Source organism: Gordonia humi, from assembly GCF_014197435.1.
Taxonomy (GTDB): Bacteria; Actinomycetota; Actinomycetes; order Mycobacteriales; family Mycobacteriaceae; genus Gordonia; species Gordonia humi.
Genome location: NZ_JACIFP010000001.1, coordinates 268280 through 290197 on the forward strand (window position 1 = coordinate 268280; position 21918 = coordinate 290197).

Here is a 21918-nt window from a genome sequence, read left to right on the forward strand (position 1 = left end):
CCCTGACTCAGGTCCTTGATGTTCAAAGTGGCAATACATCAGTTCTACCGTCGAGGGTAGAAGTTTGTGCTGAACTCGCGGCCCCGCGCAACCCGAACCTCTGCGCGTCGCCGACGGCTATACGAGGTCGGCGCCGCGTATTCGGTCCAATTCCGCGACAGACGGAAAGGTCCCGCTTCCCCGATCGGGGAAGCGGGACCTCTGATCTGGGCCGGATCAGCCGACGCTCAACGACTCTCCGTCGCCTGCCACGTCCACCGCCACGACGTCGCCGTCGCGGACGTCACCGGCCAGCAGCGCCTTGGCGAGCCGGTCGCCGATGGCCTGCTGCACCAGACGGCGCAGCGGGCGCGCACCGTACAGCGGATCGAATCCGCGCTCGGCCAACCACTCCTTGGCCTTCGGTGTCACCTGCAGATCCAGGCGACGCTGGGCCAGCCGCTTGCCGAGCTGCGCGAGCTGAATGTCGACGATCGACACCAGTTCCTCCGGGCTCAGCGCGTCGAAGATCACGACGTCGTCGAGACGGTTGATGAACTCCGGCTTGAACGCCGCGCGGACGGCCGCCATCACCTGGTCCTTGTCACCCCCGGCGCCCAGATTGGACGTCAGGATGAGGATGGTGTTGCGGAAGTCCACCGTGCGCCCCTGACCGTCGGTCAGACGGCCTTCGTCGAGGACCTGCAACAGCACGTCGAACACGTCCGGGTGCGCCTTCTCGACCTCGTCGAACAGGACCACCGAGTACGGCCGACGGCGCACGGCTTCGGTCAGCTGACCACCCGCCTCGTAGCCGACGTACCCGGGAGGGGCACCGACCAGGCGAGCGACGCTGTGCTTCTCGCCGTACTCGCTCATGTCGATCCGAATGATCGCGCGCTCGTCGTCGAACAGGAACTCGCCGAGTGCCTTCGCCAGCTCCGTCTTGCCGACACCGGTCGGTCCGAGGAACAGGAACGAACCGAGCGGCCGGTTCGGATCGGCGACGCCGGCCCGAGCACGACGCACGGCGTCCGACACCGCGGCCACGGGAGCCCTCTGACCGATGACGCGCTTGCCGAGCTCGTCCTCCATGCGCAGCAGCTTCGCGGTCTCACCCTCGAGCATCTTGCCCGCGGGCACACCGGTCCACGCCGACACGACCTCGGCGACGTCGTCGGGTCCGACCTCCTCCTGCAGCATCACGTCCTGGTCGGGGTCGCCGCCGGTCTTCTCGATGGCGGCTTCCAGTTCCTTCTCCAGACCCGGGATGCGGCCGTAGCGCAGCTCGGCGGCCTGCCCCAGATCTCCGTCGCGCTCGGCACGATCGGCTTCGCCGCGGAGCCGCTCCAGCTCTTCCTTGACGTCGCGGATCGCGTCGATCGCGGTCTTCTCGCCCTGCCAGCGCGCGAGCAGCTCGTTGAGCTTCTCGCGGTGGTCGGCCAATTCGACGCGCAGCTTCTCCAGACGGTCCTTCGACGCGGCGTCGGTCTCCTTCTCCAGGGCGACCTCCTCCACCTCGAGGCGTCGGACGATTCGCTCGACCTCGTCGATCTCGACGGGACGCGAGTCGATCTCCATGCGCAGTCGCGACGCGGCCTCGTCGACCAGGTCGATTGCCTTGTCCGGCAGGAAACGCGAGGTGATGTAGCGGTCCGAGAGCGTCGCGGCCGACACCAGCGCGGAGTCGGTGATGCGCACGCCGTGGTGCACCTCGTACCGGTCCTTGAGTCCGCGCAGGATGCCGATGGTGTCCTCCACCGACGGCTCCCCGACGTAGACCTGCTGGAAGCGGCGTTCGAGGGCGGCGTCCTTCTCGATGTACTGGCGGTACTCCTCGAGAGTCGTCGCACCGACCAGCCTCAGCTCACCGCGGGCGAGCATCGGCTTGATCATGTTGCCCGCGTCCATCGCCGACTCGCCGGTGGCACCGGCGCCGACGATGGTGTGCAGCTCGTCGATGAACGTGATGATCTGTCCGTCCGAGCCCTTGATCTCGTCGAGGACGGCCTTCAAGCGCTCTTCGAACTCGCCACGGTACTTGGCACCGGCGACCATCGATCCGAGGTCGAGCGAGATGACGGTCTTCCCGCGCAGCGACTCCGGCACATCGCCCGCGACCACGCGCTGGGCGAGTCCTTCGACGATGGCCGTCTTGCCGACGCCCGGCTCGCCGATGAGCACCGGATTGTTCTTGGTACGACGGGACAGGACCTGCACCACGCGACGGATCTCGCTGTCGCGGCCGATCACCGGGTCGAGGTCGCCTTCGCGGGCTCGTTTGGTGAGGTCGGTCGAGTACTTCTCGAGTGCCTGATACGTCGACTCGGGATCTTCGCTCGTCACACGTCCGGTGCCGCGGACCGACACGAACGCCTCGCGCAGCGCCTCGGGCGACGCTCCCGCGTTGGTGAGCAGTTTCGCGACGTCGGAGTCGCCGGTGGCGAGGCCGACCATCAGGTGTTCGGTGGAGACGTAATCGTCGCCCATCTCGGTCGCAAGGTTCTGCGCGGCGGTGACCACGGCGATCGCCTCACGAGAGAGCGTCGGCTGCCCGCTGTTGCTGGCCACTGTCGGAGCACGTCCGACAAGAGCGTTCGCCTCGGCACGCATATGCGCAGGGTCGACGCCGACCGCCTTGAGCAGCGGCGACGCGATGCCATCGGTCTGTTCGAGCAGCGCGGCGAGAATGTGTGCGGGGCGCACGTCGGGGTTGTTCGACGCCGCGGCGTCCTGGACAGCAGCCTGCAGCGCAGCCTGCGTCTTGGTCGTGGGAGTGAAGCTGTCCACTGGGTTGCCTTTCCGTAGATCGGAGTCCGGAACCTTCTTCCAGACTTAAGTCTATACGGCTCATGTTTGCCGTTCGATCAGTTCAACTCAGTCAGGGTTGAGTCTGTTCCGCTTAAGTTTGGCCATGTCGGTGATATGCATCACCCACCATGTTGCCGCAGACGCTCGGAGTCTGTGCTGACGGACCACAGTCTGGTTTCTGGACTCTCACGCCACATCTGCCCATTCGTTGGAAAATCCGGAATGAGGAAGTGCCATGATCGATGCCCGAACCGCTTCGGATGCATTCCCGAGCCGCTCGGGCCTGCCGACTTCAAGAAGCGTATCGGTGCTGAGCGCGATGCGCTGACGGTCCAGAGACTTCGCTGTTTGCCCTGTCACCTGTTACAGATCGTCAGGCATCATCGCAGTTCACGGTCGTCTGCGCGCCGAGTCCAGACCCTCACTCAAGGTTCCGGTCGAGACTTTCGCAGTCGACGCAGGTCCCGTGTCCAGGCTGAGGCACCAGAGTTGCCGCGCCGCCAATGCCGAGCGTGTGACCACGAGCGGGGGACGACCTTCGGCGCAGCGCGTCGACCGGCCGTATGCCCTTACTCAGTTGCGTTCGCGCGCCAAGTACCGAGTTCCCGCGTCGAGCACGAATCCTAGTACGCCGATCACGACGATGACCGCCATCACCTGGTCGTACGCCAGCTGGTCACGCGCGTTGAGGATCTGGTAGCCGAGCCCGGATCGCACGCCAAGCATCTCCGCTGGAACCAGCACGACCCATGCGATACCCAATGCCACCCGCACTCCGGTCTGCACGTGCCCTCTGATGGCCGGCACCACCACATGAATCACCAGCTCCGATCGGCTGGCGTCGAAGCTGCGTGCGACCGCCAAGAACCCCGGGTCGATCGCGGCGACTCCTGCCGCGGTGTTGATGACGATCGGCCAGACGGCGGCGATGGCGATCAGGAAGATCACCGGTTGATTACCGATGCCGAAGACCATGACCGCGATGGGCGCCCACGACAGCGGTGAGATCATTCGCAGGAACGATACGAGCGGGCTGACTGCCCGCTCGAGCGTGGTGCTGAGTCCGACAAGAAGGCCGATGGGGATTCCTACGACGATGGCGATCAGCAACCCGACCACCAATCGCCACAGGCTCAGTCCGATATCGGGCAGCAGCACACCACGGGAGAACATGTCGACCAGCGCCGGACCCACGTTCTGGGGCGCGAACTGACGGGTGAGTGAGTCGGCGGCCGGCACCACAGAAGTCCCGATCCACCACAGAACGATCGCCACCGCGACGGTGAGCGCGGGCGACCACAGCCGTGAACCGATCGCGCTTCGCGTCGACTCCGCAGGCTCCGACGAAACAACGTTCGACGTGGTCATGGTTGCACCTGTTCGATTCTGGTGAGGGATGCAGGCAGTCCGAGTGCGACCGGACCGCCCGACCTGTCGATGGCGGATCGGACGAAGCGATCATCGACGAGATCGGCATGGACCGACGCCGCATCGAGGCGGTCGAGGAATCTCCGGTCACCGTCGACGACGGTGTTCTGCATCTCGGTGACGAGACGTTCGCTGAAGCCGGCGTACGGGAACGCCTCGAACCCCAGCTGCTGCGGTTGCCAGTCGGGGTGTCGCACCTGATATTCGGACTGCCGATAGGTCAGCGCCTTCGCGATCGCGGGTTCCGCCTGCGGCAAGTACTTTCCGGTCGACAGATCAACCGCTGCCCGCGCACGGCCGTGCCCGATCAGGCGTTGCGCGTCGACGACTGCATTCATCAGACTCTGCACCGCCTGGGGTCGTTCGTCGATCGCCCGCTGATGCACGAGCAGCGCACAACACGCATGCCGGCGCCACACACCCCGAGGAAGGTGTGGATGCGACCGATTCCCAGGCTCTCGGCGACCGCGTTGAACGGATCAGCCACCACGTAGCCTGCGATCGATCCGTTCGCGAGTGCGGGAACCATGTCGGCCGGGCTCATCACAATCAGTTCGACAGTCCGTGCGGACTTGGACGCCGACTGCCGAACGACAGGACGTAGTCCCCGATCCCGAAACATCCGCTGCAGAATGATGTTGTGGATCGACCACCAGAACGGGATCGCGACCTGCCTGCCCGCCAACTGCTCCAGGTCGACGATGTCGGGCGATACGGTCAACGCCGAGCCGTTTGTGTGATTCCACCCCACGACGCGGACGGAACTGCCGAGCGAGTAGCGGATCTGAACAGCCATCGGCATGAGGAGATGGACGACGTCGACCTGACGAGTCACGAAGGCTTCTGCGAGCGACGCCCAACTCCGGAACAGAGTCGGCCTCGCCTCACTCACCGAGGTTCCCGCGTACAGCCCGGCCGCATGGGCGATGAGCAGCGGCGCGGCATCGGTTATCGGCAGATACCCCACCCGCAACTGTCGTGAGCCGTCCGCCGGACCGGCCAGCGCCGTGCGCCCGAGATCGGCGACGCCCGCGATGCCGCCCGCGACTGCGAGTCCGCCGATCCCGGACAGCAGAGTCCTGCGTGACACGCCGGTCATGACCGCTCGCCGACGGGGTCGCGGTAGCTGTCGAATATCGCCGAACGCAGCACCGGGTCGACGCGGTCGGCGGACTCCAGGCACCACTGCCCTCGGATCGTGCCATTGTCCCCGAGCAAGACGATCCGATCGGCGAGTTCGAGCGCTTCTTCGACATCGTGCGTCACGAGGACCACCGTCATGCCCAGCTCGTCCGCGAGCTCGGCCAACCAGCCGCGCAGGTCTCCACGAACGGCCGGATCGAGCGCGCTGAACGGTTCGTCGAGCAGTAGCAGGCGGGGCGCGACCGCGGCCGCACGAATGATCGCCACTCGCTGCGCCTGCCCACCCGACAATTGAGCGGGTCGACGCTGAGCAAGAGCGTCCAGGCCGAACCGACTCAACAGATCACGGGCGCGGTTGCCATCGATTCGATCCCGTTGGGATGCGAAGCGCTGCCCGAACTCGACGTTCTCCAGCACGGTGAGCCACGGCATCAACAGCGGCTGCTGGAAGACGACGCCGGTGTGTGAGCGCGTGGCGGACTCACTGCCGGACCATTCGACGATCCCGGAGTCGAGCGTGTCGAGCCCGGCGAGCACTCGCAGCAGCGTCGACTTGCCGCTGCCACTCTTGCCCAGGACTGCGACGAACTCGCGATCGCCAATCGTCAGATCGACGCCTGAGAGCGCCACGTGGCCACGGAACTCCTTGCCGCCATTGACTATTCGAACTGCGCTAGTTCCCACCGCAATTGCCCTTCCGACGGTGACTGAATTGGCAGGAACGCGATCTCGCGAAAGCGCCTGTTCACCGCGGTTCCGCTCGCGTATCCGGCGCCGCCGCACAGTGTCGCCTCCAGTCGCGCGCCGGTCACCGCGAGCCGCCCGGCGTCGAGCCGCAGTCGGAGAAGGTCGGCGGGCGTCACCGAGTCGGGAGCCTGCGCGAACCGGTACAACCGATTCCGCACCGAGTCACGGTCTGACTCGAGGGCCGACGCCTCGTCAGCGAACACGTGGTTGATCCCAGTCAGCTTCCTTCGACAACCGTCGATCGTGGCCGACGCCGCCCCGCTGCAGAACGCGAACTGCAGCAGGAGGAAGGTGGGGCGAATCGCCCCGACGAAGCCGGCCAGGTCGTCGGTCACCACATCCGCCGCGGCGACAGCGACTCCATTCAGTTCCAGCGAGGTCGACGCCGTCGAACCGAGTGCCATGAGTGCGGGCTCCGGATTGATCCGAACGCCGGGAGCATCAGACCGGACGACGACGACAGACGAGCCCCCGTGCTCGTCCCGAACCGGGAGGACGATCAGCGAATCGGCGAACACGTTGGACGCCCAGTGGATCGGACCGTCCACGAGGACTCCGCCGTCGACGTGCCGAGATGTGGTGGCCACCTGTCCCAATCCGACGACCTGTTTGAGGCCCGCGGCCATCGCGGTCACTCCGATGCGAGTCCCGGAGAGCAGCGAGTCCAGATGCGTGTCACGCAGACCCTGTGGCGCGCGCGACGTACTCCGCCGTCATCCGCTGGGCCCACAGCGAGAACCCCACCGACAGGCTGGCGATCGACGTACTCTCGATGATCTCGACCATCGTGGACAGATCACCGCCGTCGATGCCGTGGTGAAGAAGTCCCGCCGCCCCCGCCGATGCGATGTCGGCGCGAGTATCGGCCACACCCATGTCCAGGTCGGCGGCTCGCTCGGCCACGGAATCACCGAAAGCGACGAGCCCCTCCCGGCACAGCGGGGTGGAGAATGCGGACACGGCGGTCATCCCTGAAGTCGGTGGAGGCGATCCACAGGCGTGGAGACCGCATCACGGGCCCGGAGTACGGCTGCCTCGTCGGGGGCGTCGTAGAAGCACAGGCATTTGTCCGTGTCCTCCCGGACGTACGTACGCAGGAAGCTCACCTCCGGGACGTCGGCGTACTTCGGCGCGTTCGCCTTCTTCCGCGCGAAGTAGGTGTCCATGTCGATCTCGGCGGGGATGTCCCACTCCACCAAGTAGCCCGCCGTGGGGCGCGCCGCTTTCACCTGATCGAGCTCGGCGCCGACGAGCCGCACCTCATCGGGCCCGACGACGGCTGTCGCCTCGAGCGTCGCGAGATCGGCAGTGTTCGCGGCCTGAGAGTCGCTGAATTCGGTGATCACGAACAGCTTCGCGGCGCCCTCGGTCACTTGCGTCTCGATCAGGCTGCCGCCTGCGTCACGTACTACGGTGTCGACACTCTTGATCAGAGCTTCGACCTCTCCCGGCTCGCGTACGGCAGGAGTGATCTCGTGGAGGTAGAGGGCCATGGTGGACGCCTTTCGTCGAAGTTGTTGGAACGGACCCCGCTCACACGCGGAACGTGGCGGCGAGGGCGGTGAGTCTTGTGGCGGCTCAGGCGAACTCCGAGCCGCCGACTCACATGGCGACAATACCCAGACAGACAGGTCTGTCTAGATGCTGTGGAGGCGTATACCCTCGGAGTCATGAGCACCACATCCCACCCCGAGGGCGCCACCGAGGCCGCCATCGAAGCAACCGCACCAGCCGATCGACTCTTGGCTGCTGCTTCGAAATTGTTTGCCGCACAGGGGATTAGAGCATCTGGCATCGATACGATCTTGCGTGATGCCGGGGTGGCGAAGGCGAGTCTCTACAGCACTTTCGGCTCCAAAGACGCGCTCATTCTGGCCTACCTCCAGTATCTAGATCAGACTGATCGCAATCGCTGGCAGAGCGCGACCGACGCCCTCACCGAGCCTCATGCCAAGGTGCTGGCGTTCTTCGACCTGGCAATCGCCGGCGCCCCGGACCGCAATTTCCGCGGCTGCCAGTACGCGAATGCGGCAACCGAGTTCCCCGACACCGAGCTGCCGCCCATCACCGAGCACCGTCGATGGTTCGTCGACACGGTTGCCGCCCTCCTGGCCGACATCGGTGTCGCCGACCCCGACAGCACCACACAGCGGATCCAGGTGATCTACGACGGCGCACTGTCCGGCTCCAAATTGGCCCGCTCTGTCGAACCGATCCGCATCGCCAGGGAGATGGCGAGGGACCTCATGGGCACATCGACCCGACGTCGACAGGCGCAGTGACGACTGCGAGTTCACAGCACGTCTCCGATCGCGAGGACATGAGTCGGCGATCGATCACGGACAGCGAGTCTCGGGTCCGTCCTCGGGCAGATCACTCACCGTCGAGCCGACCGCGCTCGTTCACACCGCCGGCCGACGGTCGACACGGCACGAAGAGCGACTCGAGGGATACGCTACAATAATTTAAAGTAGATTATATTTATTGGCTGTCGCTCACCGAGCGAACGTCTTGACGGGAGAAGCACTGATGACCCGTACCGACCCGATAGCGGCCGAACAGGTGGCCGACGGACTGTTCCGGATTCCGCTTCCTCTGCCCATGCCGGATCTGACCGAGATCAACTCGTATGCGCTCGTCGATGACGACTCGCTGGTCCTGGTCGATCCCGGCTGGCGTGACGAGGAGAGCGAGCAGATCCTCCGTACCGCATTGGCGCAGATCGACCGGACGCCTACCGACGTCAGCAGGATGCTGATCACGCACAGTCACTGGGATCACTACACTCGTGCCCTCGACTGGCAACAGCGCTATTCGATACCGGTCCACCTCGGTCGCGAGGAACGCCACACGATCGAGAACTTCGACCTGCGCGACGGGTCGCATCCCGAGCAGGTGCGACTGCTGCGGGTGTCGGGAGCCGGCGAACTCGCCGACTCGATCGACAGTCTCCCGCTCGAGGCGTACGAACGCGATCACCTGTTCGGTCCACCCGATCACTGGGTCCATGACGGTCAGGTGCTCGACGGCGGAGCCCAGAGCATCGTCGCCCACGCCACCCCGGGCCATACCCGGGGTCACGTCGTCTACGAACTGCCCGGAGCCGGCGTGATGTTCACCGGCGACCACCTCCTCCCCCGCATCACTCCGTCCATCGGTTTCGAGCGCGCACCGGAGACGTCGCCGCTGACCTCCTACTTGCAGTCGCTGCGGGTCTCGGCCGAGGCCCCCGCTCGTCGGATGCTGCCCGCGCACGGCGCCCTCACCGCGATGACCGACGCGCGCGCCCGCGAGCTGATCGCCCATCACGAGGCCCGCCTCACCGAGATCCGGTCGGCCATAGCGGCGGGCGCGACCACCGCCACCGATATCGCCGAGGGCATGCGGTGGACCAGGAGGAATCGCGCACTGCACGAACTCTCACCCGTCCACGCGATGACCGCGATCCTCGAGGTTCGAGCGCACCTGCTGCATCTCGTGCGGCAGGGACGGCTCCGGGTCACCACGGGTGCGGTCGAAGCCTTTCGGATCTGAAGCACCGCCCCGGACACGGTCCAGAAGAGTTCGGATCCGCGACTCCAGGCGAGGGAGTCGCGGATCCGAATCAGGTCGTACAGTCGGCGAGCCGCCGCATCATCGATGAGGGGTCGGCCCTCACGAGGCGGCCGACGGCGGGGTGCTGAGCACCGCCTGCCACAGCTTCTCTTCGCGCGGCGCGCCGTCGTCGAACGATATCGCCTTCTCCTGCGTGTACTCGTCCAATGCGTTCGGCCCCATCTCCCGACCGAAACCGCTCTGCTTGAATCCGCCGAACGGAAGCTGCCCGGACAGCACATGCCAGTCGTTGATCCATACCGTGCCCGCGTCGAGACGACGCGCGATGTCGAGCGCCCGGTCGTTGTCGGTGCTCCAGACTCCGGCGGACAACCCGTACTCGGTGTCGTTGGCGATCGAGATCGCCTCCTCGACCGTCGAATACTTTAGGACCGACACCACGGGGCCGAAGATCTCCTCGGCGGCCACTTTCATGTCGTTGGTGACGTCGGTCAGCACCGTGGGATGGATCCAGTACCCTGTCTCGTACTGGGGGCCGCTCAGCGTGCCGCCATAGGCGACGGTCGCCCCCTCCTTCTCCGCGATCTCCAGGTAGTGGCTGATCCGATCACGTTGGCGCGCATTGACCACCGGCCCCAGGTCGGTCGCAGGATCGGACGAGTCGCCGATCGTGAGAGTCTTCATCCTCGCGATCATCCGGTCGACGAACTCGTCGTGGATCGACTCCGGAAGGAGCAATCGGGTGCCGGACTCACAGGCCTGTCCCGCGTTGACCAGGAACGCCCAGAGCGAGCCGTCGACGGCCCTGTCCAGATCGGCGTCCTCGAGAACGATGTTCGCGCCCTTGCCGCCGAGTTCGAGAGTCAACGCCTTGACGTTCTCCGCGGCGTGGCGCATCACGGTGCGGCCGGTCGGAGTCGACCCGGTGTACGAGACCTTTCGGATCCCCGGATGCGCCGAGATGTGGTTGCCCACTTCCTCCGCGTCGCCGGTGACGATGTTCAACACACCGGGAGGCAGCCCCTCGGCGGTGAGTGCCTCGGCGAGTGCGAGTTCGGTGATCGGCGTCTTCTCATCCACCTTGAGGATCACCGAGTTGCCGGTGGCGATCGCCGGAATGACCTTCCATGTCCCGACCACGAGAGGCACGTTCCACGGGACGATGCCCGCCACCACGCCGAACGGCTCCTTGCGGACCAGTCCGGCTTCGCCGACCGGGGCCTCCCATTCGAAGCTCCGCGCCATCTCCGCGAAGTGCTGTGCGTGCATGATCGGCATCCCGATCAGCAGTCCGGCGGCCAGCCGCACCGGCACGCCGTTCTCCTGTGCCGCCAGCGCCGACAACTCGTCGAGACGGTCGGCGAGCCGGGCCGCTGCACGATCGATGAGATCGGCTCGGTCAGCCATCGGCGTGTCCCGCCATCCGCTGGACTCGAAGGCACGCTGCGCCGCCTCGACAGCCGCGTCGACGTGCTCGGTGGTGCCCTTCGCGACGGTCGCCCAGACCTCGCCGGTGGACGGGTTCACCATGTCGAAGGATTCGTCTGTGTCGACGTGTTCTCCGTCGATGAACATGCGGTAGTGCGGCATCGTGTTCTCCTTGTGTTCGCGGCGCGGGAGACTTCGATCCAGAACGGCCCGATTCTCACTGTGACGCCGGTCATATCAACCTCGTGCAAGTCCATTATCGAGAGCACGAGTGCGGTCGGCTTGTACGGGACGGCCAGGTCCTGGCCCGTCCCGGCCAGGTCGGCGCCGAGCCGAGTCGCAGCGCTGCTCGACGCCCGATCCTGTCGATATCGGCCGATGTCGACGAGGAGATCATTGTGCTCAAGACCGTTCACCGCACGTCCCAGGTCCTGTCCCTGTTCACTCCGGACGCTCCCGAGTGGGGCGTCTCCGAAGTCGCGCGCCGCCTCTCAGTACCGAAGTCCAACACCCACGACGTCATGTCGAGTCTGACGGAGGTCGGGTTCCTACAGCGGACGTCGGCGGGACGGTACCGGCTGGGCTGGCGGTTGCTGTCCATGAGTCGGAGTCTGCTGGACAGTTCCGAGTTCGAGGTGCGCGCCGCACAGATCCTCCGGAAGCTGGCGACGGGCACCGGCCTTCCCGTGACCGTCGGGGTGTGGGATGGGCGCCGCGTGGTCAGCGTCGCCGGCGCCGGGCCGTCGCCCGGAACGGTGCTGCCCGCATTCTCGTCCGCACTGGGCAAGGCACTGCTGGCCCATCAGCCGTGGGACGACGTGCGTGCCGCGCTCGCGTCCACGACCGGGTCGGCACCTGTCTCGGCGGCCGACCTCTCCCGGCAGTTGGCCGAGGTGCGGCGGACCGCGGTCTCGCTCGACGACGAGGAGACCGTGGCCGGACACTCCTGCGTCGGGACGGTGATCCGCAACGCAGGCGGCGAGGTGACGGCCGCGCTGTCGGTGTGCATGCCCGCCGAACGCATGAGGGCGCGGCGGCAGGACTACTCGTCACTGCTCCGTGGCGCGGCCGACGCGCTCTCGGTCACCCTGCGCCGCTCCGCCGTCCCGGCAGCGGTGCGGCCCACCGGCTGAACGGTGAGCCGCACCGGGCATGTCAGAACCGGATCATTCCGCGGATGTTCTTGGCGGCCAGCATGTCGTCGTAGCCCGTGTTCACGTCTTTCAGCGCGTACTCGCGAGTCACCATCTCGTCGAGCTTGAGCTGGCCCTCCTGGTAGAGCCGCAGCAGACGCGGGATGTCGGCGCGCGGGTTGCACTCGCCGAACAGCGAGCCCACCAACTTCTTCTGGAACATGGTCAGGACGAACAGCGACAGCTTCACATCGATGTCGCCGGCAGGCGAGATCGCGGTGGCCACGCCGGTACCGCCCTTGCGGACGAGATCCATCGCGGGGGCGATCATCTCGCCTCTCAGCACGCCGGGTGTGAGGATCGCCGAATCGGCTCCGACACCTCGGGTGAGGTCACCGACGAGGGCCTGCGCCTCCTCGATGCCGGTGACGAAATGGGTGGCGCCCATGACCTTCATCGCGTCGTTCTTGGACTCCGCCGGATCGACCGCCACGATGTGCTCGGCTCCGGCGAGCCGGGCGCCTTGAATGGCCCCGGTTCCGATGCCGCCGCAGCCGATCACCACGACCGTGTCGCCGGGACCGACCTTCGCCGAATTCACCGCGGAGCCCCACCCCGTCGTCACACCGCAGCCGACCAGCGCGGCCATGTCGAGCGGGATGTCGTCGTCGATCTTCACCAGGGACGCCTCGAGGACCGTCGCGTACTCGGAGAAGGTACCCAGCAGCGCCAGCGCGCCGACGTCCCTGCCACGGGCGCGGCGACGGTACGTGCCGTCGGGCATCGAACCCGCCATGATGAACGCGCCGAGATCGCAGAGATTCGACTGTCCGTTGGCGCACCAGCGACACCGTCCGCACGCCGGGATGAAGGCCGCGACCACGTGGTCGCCGGGCTTGAGAGTCGTCACGCCGGGACCCACCTCTTCGACGACACCCGCTCCCTCGTGTCCGCCGACGGTGGGTGCGGTGGCCGGGATGTCTCCCGTCCGGCAGTGATCGTCGGAGTGGCACAGTCCGCTGGCCGCATAGCGGACCAGGACCTCCCCTTCACGCGGCGGAGCCAGCTCGATCTCCTCCACCGACCACTTCTCTCCGACACCCCACAGGATCGCGGCATCAGTCTTCATCAGTTTCTCCTCAGCGGCTCATGAACTCGTAGACTCGGTTCTGCGACGGCCCATCCATGCGACCGACCGCATACGATCACCATCACCGCCGCGGTATTCGAAGTCACGCCTCGTTCGGATATCCCGAACACGGCCGTCGCCGGGTGATCCGCAGCGCCTCCATCGGGCACGAAGACATCGCACCGACTGCGATCCACGTCGCTCCTCACGGCGCAACTCGACATCCCGTCGGCGTGCCGGGTTCGCCGGACCCGTGCGAGGATCGTCCCGGCGGGCACTCGTTGTCGGCGAGCCCGGAGCGGGAATCGAGTCGGCGGGAAGGACTGTCGAGCGGATAGGTGTCGTGGAGGCGACGGCGACTCACGCCGCGGAGATGCCCCCGTTGACGCTGATGGCTTGGCCGGTGAGTTTCGCGGCGGCCGGACCGGCCAGGAACACCACCAGCGCCGCGATGTCCGCCGGTTCCACCACGCCCAGGTGCGCTTGTCTGGCCGCACCGGCGAAGAGCTTGGCGCTGAATCCCTCTCGCGTGATCCGCTCGGTGGTCGGGGTGCCTTGGATCAACGACGGCGTGATCGCGTTGACCCGCACACCGCTCCGCTTGGCCTCCAACGCCAGCGCCCGGGTGAACATGACGATCCCCGCCATGCCCGCACCGAGCACCGTCTCCCCCGGAGTGGCCACCTTCGCCGCATCCGAAGCGATGTTGATGATCGACCCGGACTCCCGCGCATACATCCCCGGCAACACCAGGCGACTCGTGATCAGCGGTGCCAGCAGTTGCCCGCGCAGAGTCTGCGCGAACGACGCCGGATCCAGCTCGTGGAGCAGGTCCGGTACCCCGCTGCCCGCCACCGAGTTCACCAAGACGTCGATACCGTGCATCTCGGACTCCGCCTCGGCGATGGCCGCGGTGATCTGTGGCAGATCGGCCGCGTCCGCGGAGACGGTGTGCACCGTCACCCGACCGGCGCTGTCGCGGACCTGGTCGGCGACGGCCGCCAATCGGTCGGGCGACCGGGCGATCAATGTCATCCGCGGCACACCGGCTTCGGCCAGTTGGATGGCAGTCTGCACCCCGACTCCGGTCGATCCGCCGACGATCACGGCGCTGGACTCGTCGCACCGCTTCGCTGTCATCGGACCGCCCCGTTCGCCGCGCCCGCACTCGACATCTCGCCGAGGTCCCGATCGAGGCTCTCGTGGCGATGGATCGGTGCGGGTCCGTTCCTACCGACGATCCGCTCGGGATGCGTCGCCTGACGTCGTGCATCGTCTGCGCTGGTAGTGGCCTCGGCGTCGCGTAGCGCGAACAACCGTGTGAGTGATGCCACCCGATCTGAATGATCCATGACCGCCTCCATTTTTAATCTATATTTCAAATATCGATCGTATTACTCTCTGCCGGCGATGACCGCCGGGCCGGCAGACCGCCGCGACCGACTCGCCCCGCCACCCCGGCGTCGAGAGCGACGCCGTCCCTGGCGACGGCCCGCACCTCGCTGGGCGACTGCCCGTACTCCTCGGTGAAGCGCCGGGTGAAGTGGCTGGCGTCGGCGAAACGCCATCGGTGGGCGATCGTCGAGATCGGATCGTCGGACGCGAGCAGTTGGCTGCGCGCACGGTCGAGCCGCAGGCGCCGGACATGGCGGGCGAACGAGTCGCCGTCGGCTCGATACAAGCGACTGAGGGTGCGCACCGATACGGCGTGGAACTTCGCCGCCACGGCAGGAGCGAGGTCGGCCTCGAGATTCCTCCGCACCCACTGGTCGATCTGGGCACGCAGTTCCCGAGACGGCGTCGGCCCACTTCCTGCACTGGTGCGCAGCACCGAGGTGAGCAACTCGAGCACGGCGTTTCGCGCCGCGGACACTTCCTGCGGGGCCATCGCAGGCAGCTCGTCCCACAACTGGGTCAGCAGGCCGCCGAGCAGCCACAGGGACGGAGTGCGCGGCAACGCCCTCGCCTCCATCTCGAAGGTGCGAACACCGATCGTCGCCAACAGCTCGCGTGGGATCAACAGGTTGCGCTTGCGCATGGGCCCGTGCACCGTGAAGGCGCTGCCCGACCGGGGCTCCCACAGTGCCGCCTGGCCACCGGACAGACGGATCGTGTGGTCGCCGGAGGTGAATGACTCCTCACCCCGACCGACGAGGACGAGTGCCACGCAGTCGTCACCGGAGTCCCCCTGCCGGTGACGGCGACGAACGGTGCAGGAGGTGGTCGACAGGTCGATCAGACTCACATCGTCGAGTTCCCGCCGCGCAAGAAAGTTGGACTGGGTGAGGACCGGTTGGTCGGCGGGGCGCACGTCGACGTCCACGTAGCTCTGGGCCATCGCAGTTCGCCACCGATCGGCGCGCTCGGCCGTGTCCGGCACCGACATGTCATGAAAGTCCGTCTTAAGCACCAAGCCTCCGTACAACGTTGCCGGGTCGTTCCGACTCGACACAGTCCTCATGCGATGCACATCACCATGCCCCATGGGGACAGGCCCTGACCTCGCTTGTCCGGCACTGCCGGACAAGCAGGGTGGCAACCGGTCGCCGGTGCCACTATCTGCTCATGAACTTCAGCCAAATGTTGCAGAAATCGGCGCGCCAGTACACCGATCACCCCGCCGTCTGGTGCGACGGCCGCGAGCAGACCCACGGCGAGCTCTATCAGCGCGCCAGCAGAATCGCGAACGCGTTGTACGACTTGGGACTCGAGAAGGGAGATCGGGTCGCGCTGCTGTCGAACAATGCGTTCGAGACCGTCGAGCTGATCGCGGGCTGCGCGGTCGGCGGCTTCGTGCGAGCCGGCCTGTACGCCCACGAGAGCGGAGAGGTCAACGCATACCTCACCGAACTCGTCGACGCGCGAGCGATGTTCGTCAACGCCGCACTCTTCCCGGTGATCGTCGAATACCTCCCGGGTCTGGAGAAGTTGGAGCATGTCATCGTCTTCGACGGCGACGCCCCGGACGGGACGTTGGCGTACGAATCCGTGCTCGCCGCCGCGTCTCCCGAGGCCCCGACCGTGGAGCACCACCCCGATGATCTCCACGTGATCCGATTCTCGGCCGGTACCACCGGGCGTCCGAAGGGCATCGTGCACACCATCGCCCAGTGGATGAACAACAACGACGAGTACCGCTGGGTCACCCCTCAACTCGACTCACGAGACGCCTACCTGGCGGCCGGACAGTTGACCCACGCCGCGTCGTTGTGGCTCTGGCCCCTGCTGCAGGTCGGTGGCCGGATCGTCGTCATGACCTCCTTCGACGCCGGACACGCCCTGGAGCTCATCGAGACGCAGCGGGCCACCTGCACCCTGGTCGTCCCGACGATGATCACCGCGCTCCTCGCCCACCCGGACATCGACACCCGGGACCTGTCGAGCATGCGCTGCCTCAACTACGCCGCCTCACCGATCGCCGAGCGCACGCTTCAACGCGCACTCGACAAGTTCGGACCGGTGCTCTACCAGCTCTACGCGCAGAGCGAATGCATCACGATCACGATGATGCAGCCCCATGAGCACTCCGGGAAGTATCTCCGGTCGGTCGGTCGCCCGACGCCCAACGCCCTCATCACGATCGTGGGCCCCGACGGGGAGGAGCTGCCCGTCGGAGAGGTCGGCGAGATCGCCGTCTCCGCGCCGGGACAGATGAACGGACTGTGGAAGAATCCGCAGTCCAACGCCGAGCGGCACCTTCCCGACGGCCGTCTCCTGACCCGCGACATGGGCTACCTCGATGCCGACGGATACCTGTTCCTCTCCGACCGCAAGGAGGACATGATCATCTCCGGCGGCTACAACATCTGGCCCGCCGAGTTGGAGAACGCCATCGCCTCGCACGAAGCGGTCCGCGAAGTGTGCGTGGTCGGTGTGCCGCACGAGAAGTGGGGAGAGACGCCGATGGCGTTCGTCGTGCTCGAACCCGACGTCGAGGTGACCGAGAGCGAGATCATCGAGGTCACCCGATCCGCGGTCGGCTCGGTGAAGAAGGTGACGTCGGTGAGTTTCGTCGACGCGCTGCCGAAATCCGGTGTCGGCAAGATCCTGCGTCGCGAGGTCAAGCGGCCGTACTGGGAGGACCGCGACCGATCGATCAACTGATCGCTCGACCGACAGCCGGGGCCGCCGAACCCGATCAGTTCGTCGGCGGCCCCGTGTCGGCGGGTCGCGACGCCCCGAGCGACTCGCTCAGCAACCGCGCGATTCCGCGGGCGGCCGCGCCGAACTCCTCGCGACGGACCGCGAATCGTTCCTCCGGCGCGGCGACGGAGACGGCGGCGACCAGATCGGATCGGTGATACACACCGGTCGCGACGCAGTCGTACCCGGGCACGTACTCGGAGTGCTCATAGGCCATCCCGGTGCCCCGGATCGCCTCCAGCTGCCGCTCGAAGAACGGGACGTCGTCCACCGTCTCCGCGGTGAGCTTCGGCATGCCGAAGCGTGCGACGATGTCCTCCGTCGCGTCATCGGGCAGGCCCGCCATGAGCAGTTTGCCCAGAGCGGTGGCGTGGCCGGGCAGGATGCTTCCCGCCCGACAGTCGAGGGCTCCGCCGTGGGGGCCGGCGCACGCCACACAGACCACGTGCAGCCCGTCCCATGCGCCGACCGTGATGATCTCGCCGACGTGCGCGGAGAACCGGTGAACCAGGTGCTCGGCCTTCGCTTCCAGTCCCGAACCGCTGAGCAGATCGGAGCTCATGGTCAGCAGTCGCCAACCGAGTCGATACCGCCCGGCCGCGGTCCGGCGCAGCAGCCCGATCCGGGCCATGCTGGCCATGAGTTCGTGGGTGTTCGACTTCGGGAGACCGAGAATCTCGGCGGCTTCCCGCACACCCCACTCGGGACGATCCGAAGTGAACAGGTTCAGCACCCGCCCAGTGCGAGCGACGGTGGAAAGCACCGTGACCGCCTCTCCGCGGCCTGGGGAACATCCACGTGATCGGGCCGCGAAACGATTCGGGTGGGATGCGAGTCTAGCTCTTCTTCGCCGATCGGCTCGCAGAATCGACCGGATCGGCGTTCGGCGCCCCGTCCTGCGGCTGCGTCAGTGCGCTCGCCACGAATGCCTGCGCGGTCCGCACCACGTCGTCCACGCTGCCCCGCCGCGGACTCCACCACTCGGCTGCCCAGTTGAGTGTGCCCATGATCAGCATCTGAAGCATGTACAGGTCCAGGTCGCGGCGGATTGTGCCGTCGTCATAGGCCCGCTTGATCAGTTCCCGCCAGATCCGCCCGTAGTCGCCCTCTTCGGCGAGTTGGCGGGTGCGGATGTGCTCGGGCACCTGCCCCGAGTTACGGATCGACGCCGTCGTATACGAGGAGATCTGCAGTTCGTGCCGGAGATGCGCGTCGACCGCAGCCATTATCCGTGCCAACGACTCGGTGTCCGCGGGCAGAGCCTCCAACACATCGCTGAGGTGTGCTCGCATATCGGCGATCCCGACCCACATGACCTCCTCGATCAAGGCCTCGCGGGAGTCGAAGTAGTAGTAGATCGCCGGCGCCTGCAACTCGGCGACCTTCGCGACGTCCGTCAAGCGCATTCCCGCGTATCCCTTGGAGCTCAGCACTTCGGCGGCGGCGTCCAGGATCCGCGAACGGGTGCGCGCCGACTTGGTGCCGGAGCCCTCCTCGGCGCGGGCGGCCGTGCGCGGCGTGCTCTGTTGGGTCATGCGCGAGATTCTAATCGCCACTTGACAACGGCCGGGCATCGCCCGGGGGTAGCGGACCTGTGATTATGCACGAGCCGCCGCCTTCTCGGCCATCCTGGCCTTCCTCGCCTCCGCGAAGGCCAGAGCCTCGTCCCACGAGGTCCCCTTCGTGATCATCACTCGGTATTTCATGATCACCGCCTGCCCGTTGAGAGTCAGCGCACCGATGAGTCGGTCACCGCGGCGATACAACGCGACCCATTTGTCGCCCGTCTCCGGATCACCGTCGACCACGCGCACCTCATCGGCATCGGGCGAGCCGACGAACTGGATCCGGACGTCGTACCAGTCCGACCAGAAGTACGGCACCGTCCCGTACGGTCTGGCGTTCGCCGGGTCGATGGCGTTTCGGGCGGCCGCGGCCCCCTGCTCTGCCGCCGCCGTCCAGTTCTCCATGCGTTGGCGCTCGCCGAGGACCGGATTGAACCAGTTGGCGACGTCACCGGCCGCGTACACCCCGGGAACCCCGGTCCAGAGGTTCTCATCGCACAGGATGCCGTTGTCCACCTGCACCCCGCTGCCGGCGAGCCAGTCGGTCGCCGGCACCACGCCGATGCCAACCACCACCAGATCCGCGTCGAGCACCGAACCGTCCGCGAGCACCACCCGCTCCACCCGGTCGTCGCCTTCTATCGCCGAAACCCCGACACCGCAACGCAATCGCGTGCCGTTCCGCTCGTGGAGCGAGGCGATGGCATGCCCCATCGCCTCGCCGGTCGCTCGCACCAAGGGGGTCGGCAAGGCTTCGACCACCGTCACCGGAACCCCGCGCTTGTTGGCGCCGGAAGCGACCTCGGAGCCGATGAACCCGGCCCCGATCACAACGGTGCGGGCGCCTTCGGTCAGCGCCTGCCGAACCGCGACGGCGTCGTCGAGGGTGCGCAGCGTGTGCACGCCGGACAGGCGTTCGGTGCCGGGCAGCAGCCGCGGCGTCGAGCCGGTCGCGATCACGAGCGCGTCGTAATCGACCCGTCGCTCGCCGACCAGCACCTGGCGGTTCTCGGTGTCCAAACCGGTGGCGGGCGCACCGAGGACCACTTCCGCATCGAGTTCTCCGGAGAACGTCTCGACGGTGCGGAAGAACGGCGCCTCCAGTTCGTCGGATCCCGGTTCCAGGAACTGTTTCGACAGCGGTGGCCGATCGTACGGCAGGTGCGGTTCGGCGCCGATGAGCGTGATCTGCCCCTCGAAGCCCGCCTTGCGCGCTCCCTCGACCGCACGCAGTCCGGCCAGTGAAGCGCCCACGACGACCAGTTTCTCGATGTCCACGTCAGTTCCTTCTCCTCGGCATCGGTGTGCTCAGTCGCGGACGATGCGCAGGGCCTCGGTGGGACAGCCCGCCACGGCCTCTTCCACCGACTGCAGTTCGCTCGGATCGATGTCTTCCTTCAAGAGTTCGAGATCGCCGTCGTCGTTGACCTCGAAGAACAGCGGCGCCAGCGACTCGCAGATCCCGAGTCCCGTGCACTTGCCGTAGTCAACCGTTACCTTCATGATTCACCTCTGATCAGCTCGGTGGCCTGCGCTCGTCAGCGAGCAGCCACCGGAAATTCGTTCTTGATCTCGTCGACCACGAGTTGCGCGGTCTCCGCACAGGCCGTGGTGCCGCCGTTCGCGTACTGCTTGACGCCGTCGCCGACATTCCACAGGCCGGCGACCTCGGTCGTATGAGGCATGTCGAAGCCCGCCACCGCCCGCTGCGGCGGCCAGCCGTCGCGGGTGACAGTGGTGCTGAGGATCCGCGCCTTCTCGTCGAAGCCGGGAATGGCTTCGCGCAGATCCTCGAACAGCAGCGCGGTCTCAGCGGCCTCGTCGAAGTCGCCGACGGCCGGCTCAGGCACCGCGGTGCCGACGTACAGGTGCCAGCCGGCCGGGGCCATCTCCGGGCAGATGTCGGTGAAGTTCGCCAGGTAGGCGAGTCGGCGAGACTTCGCGAAACTCAGCATGCCGGGGGCCTCCATCAGCGGCTCCTGGCTGGCGAAGTTCACCGCGATCATCGCGCACGGACGGTTCCGAGCCTCGACGAGCGACACGTACTCGGCCGGGAAGGCCTCGCGGCCGGCCAGTTCGAGAGTGGCGAACGGCCCGGTGTCGCTGACCACGATCGGTGCGGAGACCTCGACGTCGGCGCCGTCGCGGTGCACCGTCACCCCGGTGACTCTGCCGTCCTCGACGTGAATGGACGTCGCGTCGGCCGACAACCAGAGGTCGCCGCCGAGTTCGGTGAAGGCGTCGGCCAGCGACTCCCAGAGCCCGATCGAGCCCGCGGGGTGGAACCCGAAGCGCTTGAACGCACTCTTGCGAGTGAAGTACGTGAGGAATACGCGTGCGGGCAGCTCTTCGGAGCTGACGGCGAACACCGAGGCGCACATGTTTCGGAAGATCCCGTGCACGCCCTCGTTCTTGGTGTACTTGCGCACCCAGTCGGCGGTGGACAGCTCGTCCTCGGGCAGTCCCGAATCGTTGCGGGCGGCGCCGATCCCCTTGACGAGCTTGGCTCCCTGACGAGTCAGCTTGCCCAGCAGCAGACCCCAGCCGCCACCGGTCACGTCTACGTCCTTGTTGCCGATGCGGTAGAGGATCGGTGGATTCGGTTCGCGGATGTCGAACTCGGCTCCGACCTCGGCGCAGGTCTCTTCGGTGATGCCGCCGAGTTCGATGACGATCGCTCCGTCGTTCACCTTGAAACCGTCGATCTCGGTGGTCGATGCTCGGCCGCCGACTTTGTCGAGCTGTTCGACGACCAGGGTGCGGTATCCGCTCTTGGCCAGGCGGGCGGCGGCGAACAGACCTCCTGCGCCTGCACCGATCACGATGGCGTCGTACTGAAGTGGGGTGGTCATGGATT

18 protein-coding genes and 2 pseudogenes are annotated in these 21918 nt (G+C 66.5%); 4 read left to right on the forward strand and 16 right to left on the reverse strand.

The window, feature by feature from the left end; genetic code table 11:
- Window positions 1–216: 216 nt before the first annotated feature.
- The 6 genes and pseudogenes from clpB to BKA16_RS01215 form a co-directional block, all read right to left on the reverse strand.
- Window positions 217–2769 carry an ATP-dependent chaperone ClpB gene (clpB, locus tag BKA16_RS01190; protein ID WP_183368848.1) on the reverse strand — a complete coding sequence of 851 codons (2553 nt, stop codon included), beginning with the start codon at window positions 2767–2769 and terminating at the stop codon, window positions 217–219.
- A 594-nt stretch (window positions 2770–3363) separates the two neighbouring features.
- Complete coding sequence (locus BKA16_RS01195; RefSeq protein WP_183368849.1) at window positions 3364–4158, reverse strand: ABC transporter permease; 795 nt, start codon at window positions 4156–4158, stop codon at window positions 3364–3366.
- Window positions 4155–5317: pseudogene (locus BKA16_RS01200) on the reverse strand (ABC transporter substrate-binding protein). Before BKA16_RS01200 ends, BKA16_RS01195 begins: the two are co-directional and overlap by 4 nt.
- Window positions 5314–6045: an ATP-binding cassette domain-containing protein gene (locus BKA16_RS01205; RefSeq protein ID WP_183368850.1), complete on the reverse strand. Its 732-nt coding sequence runs from the start codon at window positions 6043–6045 to the stop codon at window positions 5314–5316. The pseudogene BKA16_RS01200 and the gene BKA16_RS01205 overlap by 4 nt, the downstream one beginning before the upstream one ends.
- A pseudogene (locus BKA16_RS01210) lies at window positions 6021–7077 on the reverse strand (acyl-CoA dehydrogenase family protein). Before BKA16_RS01210 ends, BKA16_RS01205 begins: the two are co-directional and overlap by 25 nt.
- A complete protein-coding gene (locus BKA16_RS01215) occupies window positions 7074–7601 on the reverse strand; it encodes a DUF4242 domain-containing protein (protein WP_183368851.1) in 528 nt (175 codons plus the stop codon). The pseudogene BKA16_RS01210 and the gene BKA16_RS01215 overlap by 4 nt, the downstream one beginning before the upstream one ends.
- Window positions 7602–7778: 177 nt before the next feature.
- Here BKA16_RS01215 and BKA16_RS01220 point away from each other — a divergent pair, with 177 nt between their 5' ends.
- Window positions 7779–8390, forward strand: coding sequence for a TetR/AcrR family transcriptional regulator (locus BKA16_RS01220; protein ID WP_183368852.1), 612 nt, complete (start codon window positions 7779–7781; stop codon window positions 8388–8390).
- A gap of 247 nt (window positions 8391–8637) precedes the next feature.
- Window positions 8638–9642, forward strand: a complete 1005-nt coding sequence (locus BKA16_RS01225; RefSeq protein WP_183368853.1) for an MBL fold metallo-hydrolase — start codon at window positions 8638–8640, stop codon at window positions 9640–9642.
- A gap of 120 nt (window positions 9643–9762) precedes the next feature.
- Here the strand turns inward: BKA16_RS01225 and BKA16_RS01230 are convergent, their stop codons facing one another.
- The gene (locus tag BKA16_RS01230) at window positions 9763–11253 is read right to left on the reverse strand and encodes an aldehyde dehydrogenase family protein (protein WP_183368854.1); all 1491 of its coding nucleotides are present in this window, start codon (window positions 11251–11253) and stop codon (window positions 9763–9765) included.
- An 83-nt stretch (window positions 11254–11336) separates the two neighbouring features.
- On the opposite strand from BKA16_RS01230, the gene BKA16_RS01235 reads away from it, so the two are divergent.
- On the forward strand, window positions 11337–12224 hold the full coding sequence (locus BKA16_RS01235) for an IclR family transcriptional regulator domain-containing protein (RefSeq protein ID WP_183368855.1): 888 nt from the start codon (window positions 11337–11339) through the stop codon (window positions 12222–12224).
- Window positions 12225–12246: 22 nt separating this feature from the next.
- On the opposite strand, the gene BKA16_RS01240 is transcribed toward BKA16_RS01235, so the two are convergent.
- From BKA16_RS01240 to BKA16_RS01255, 4 genes are all read right to left on the reverse strand, one after another.
- A complete protein-coding gene (locus BKA16_RS01240; protein WP_183368856.1) occupies window positions 12247–13353 on the reverse strand; it encodes an NDMA-dependent alcohol dehydrogenase in 1107 nt (368 codons plus the stop codon).
- 360 nt (window positions 13354–13713) lie between these two features.
- The gene (locus BKA16_RS01245) at window positions 13714–14493 is read right to left on the reverse strand and encodes an SDR family NAD(P)-dependent oxidoreductase (protein ID WP_183368857.1); all 780 of its coding nucleotides are present in this window, start codon (window positions 14491–14493) and stop codon (window positions 13714–13716) included.
- Complete coding sequence (locus BKA16_RS01250; RefSeq protein ID WP_183368858.1) at window positions 14490–14705, reverse strand: hypothetical protein; 216 nt, start codon at window positions 14703–14705, stop codon at window positions 14490–14492. Before BKA16_RS01250 ends, BKA16_RS01245 begins: the two co-directional genes overlap by 4 nt.
- Before the next feature lie 26 nt (window positions 14706–14731).
- Complete coding sequence (locus tag BKA16_RS01255) at window positions 14732–15763, reverse strand: helix-turn-helix domain-containing protein (protein ID WP_183368859.1); 1032 nt, start codon at window positions 15761–15763, stop codon at window positions 14732–14734.
- A gap of 155 nt (window positions 15764–15918) precedes the next feature.
- Between BKA16_RS01255 and BKA16_RS01260 the strand changes: the two genes are divergently transcribed.
- On the forward strand, window positions 15919–17457 hold the full coding sequence (locus tag BKA16_RS01260) for a class I adenylate-forming enzyme family protein (protein WP_183368860.1): 1539 nt from the start codon (window positions 15919–15921) through the stop codon (window positions 17455–17457).
- Window positions 17458–17491: 34 nt separating this feature from the next.
- On the opposite strand, the gene BKA16_RS01265 is transcribed toward BKA16_RS01260, so the two are convergent.
- The 5 genes from BKA16_RS01265 to BKA16_RS01285 form a co-directional block, all read right to left on the reverse strand.
- Complete coding sequence (locus tag BKA16_RS01265) at window positions 17492–18259, reverse strand: IclR family transcriptional regulator domain-containing protein (RefSeq protein ID WP_183368861.1); 768 nt, start codon at window positions 18257–18259, stop codon at window positions 17492–17494.
- Window positions 18260–18332: 73 nt separating this feature from the next.
- Entirely contained in the window at window positions 18333–19031 is a 699-nt protein-coding gene (locus tag BKA16_RS01270) for a TetR/AcrR family transcriptional regulator (protein WP_183368862.1), read from the reverse strand.
- A 63-nt stretch (window positions 19032–19094) separates the two neighbouring features.
- The gene (locus BKA16_RS01275; protein WP_183368863.1) at window positions 19095–20339 is read right to left on the reverse strand and encodes an FAD-dependent oxidoreductase; all 1245 of its coding nucleotides are present in this window, start codon (window positions 20337–20339) and stop codon (window positions 19095–19097) included.
- 30 nt (window positions 20340–20369) lie between these two features.
- Entirely contained in the window at window positions 20370–20564 is a 195-nt protein-coding gene (locus BKA16_RS01280) for a ferredoxin (RefSeq protein WP_183368864.1), read from the reverse strand.
- A gap of 35 nt (window positions 20565–20599) precedes the next feature.
- Window positions 20600–21913, reverse strand: coding sequence for a phytoene desaturase family protein (locus BKA16_RS01285; RefSeq protein WP_183368865.1), 1314 nt, complete (start codon window positions 21911–21913; stop codon window positions 20600–20602).
- Window positions 21914–21918 lie beyond the last annotated feature (5 nt).

Excerpts from the sequence above, each read along its gene's own strand:
- BKA16_RS01195 (WP_183368849.1), bottom strand. The coding sequence starts at position 4,158 with ATGACCACGTCGAACGTTGTTTCGTCGGAGCCTGCGGAGTCGACGCGA.
- BKA16_RS01215 (WP_183368851.1), bottom strand. The coding sequence starts at position 7,601 with ATGGCCCTCTACCTCCACGAGATCACTCCTGCCGTACGCGAGCCGGGA.
- BKA16_RS01220 (WP_183368852.1), top strand. The coding sequence starts at position 7,779 with ATGAGCACCACATCCCACCCCGAGGGCGCCACCGAGGCCGCCATCGAA.
- BKA16_RS01225 (WP_183368853.1), top strand. The coding sequence starts at position 8,638 with ATGACCCGTACCGACCCGATAGCGGCCGAACAGGTGGCCGACGGACTG.
- BKA16_RS01230 (WP_183368854.1), bottom strand. The coding sequence starts at position 11,253 with ATGCCGCACTACCGCATGTTCATCGACGGAGAACACGTCGACACAGAC.
- BKA16_RS01240 (WP_183368856.1), bottom strand. The coding sequence starts at position 13,353 with ATGAAGACTGATGCCGCGATCCTGTGGGGTGTCGGAGAGAAGTGGTCG.
- BKA16_RS01245 (WP_183368857.1), bottom strand. The coding sequence starts at position 14,493 with ATGACAGCGAAGCGGTGCGACGAGTCCAGCGCCGTGATCGTCGGCGGA.
- BKA16_RS01250 (WP_183368858.1), bottom strand. The coding sequence starts at position 14,705 with ATGGATCATTCAGATCGGGTGGCATCACTCACACGGTTGTTCGCGCTA.
- BKA16_RS01260 (WP_183368860.1), top strand. The coding sequence starts at position 15,919 with ATGAACTTCAGCCAAATGTTGCAGAAATCGGCGCGCCAGTACACCGAT.
- BKA16_RS01270 (WP_183368862.1), bottom strand. The coding sequence starts at position 19,031 with ATGACCCAACAGAGCACGCCGCGCACGGCCGCCCGCGCCGAGGAGGGC.
- BKA16_RS01280 (WP_183368864.1), bottom strand. The coding sequence starts at position 20,564 with ATGAAGGTAACGGTTGACTACGGCAAGTGCACGGGACTCGGGATCTGC.
- BKA16_RS01285 (WP_183368865.1), bottom strand. The coding sequence starts at position 21,913 with ATGACCACCCCACTTCAGTACGACGCCATCGTGATCGGTGCAGGCGCA.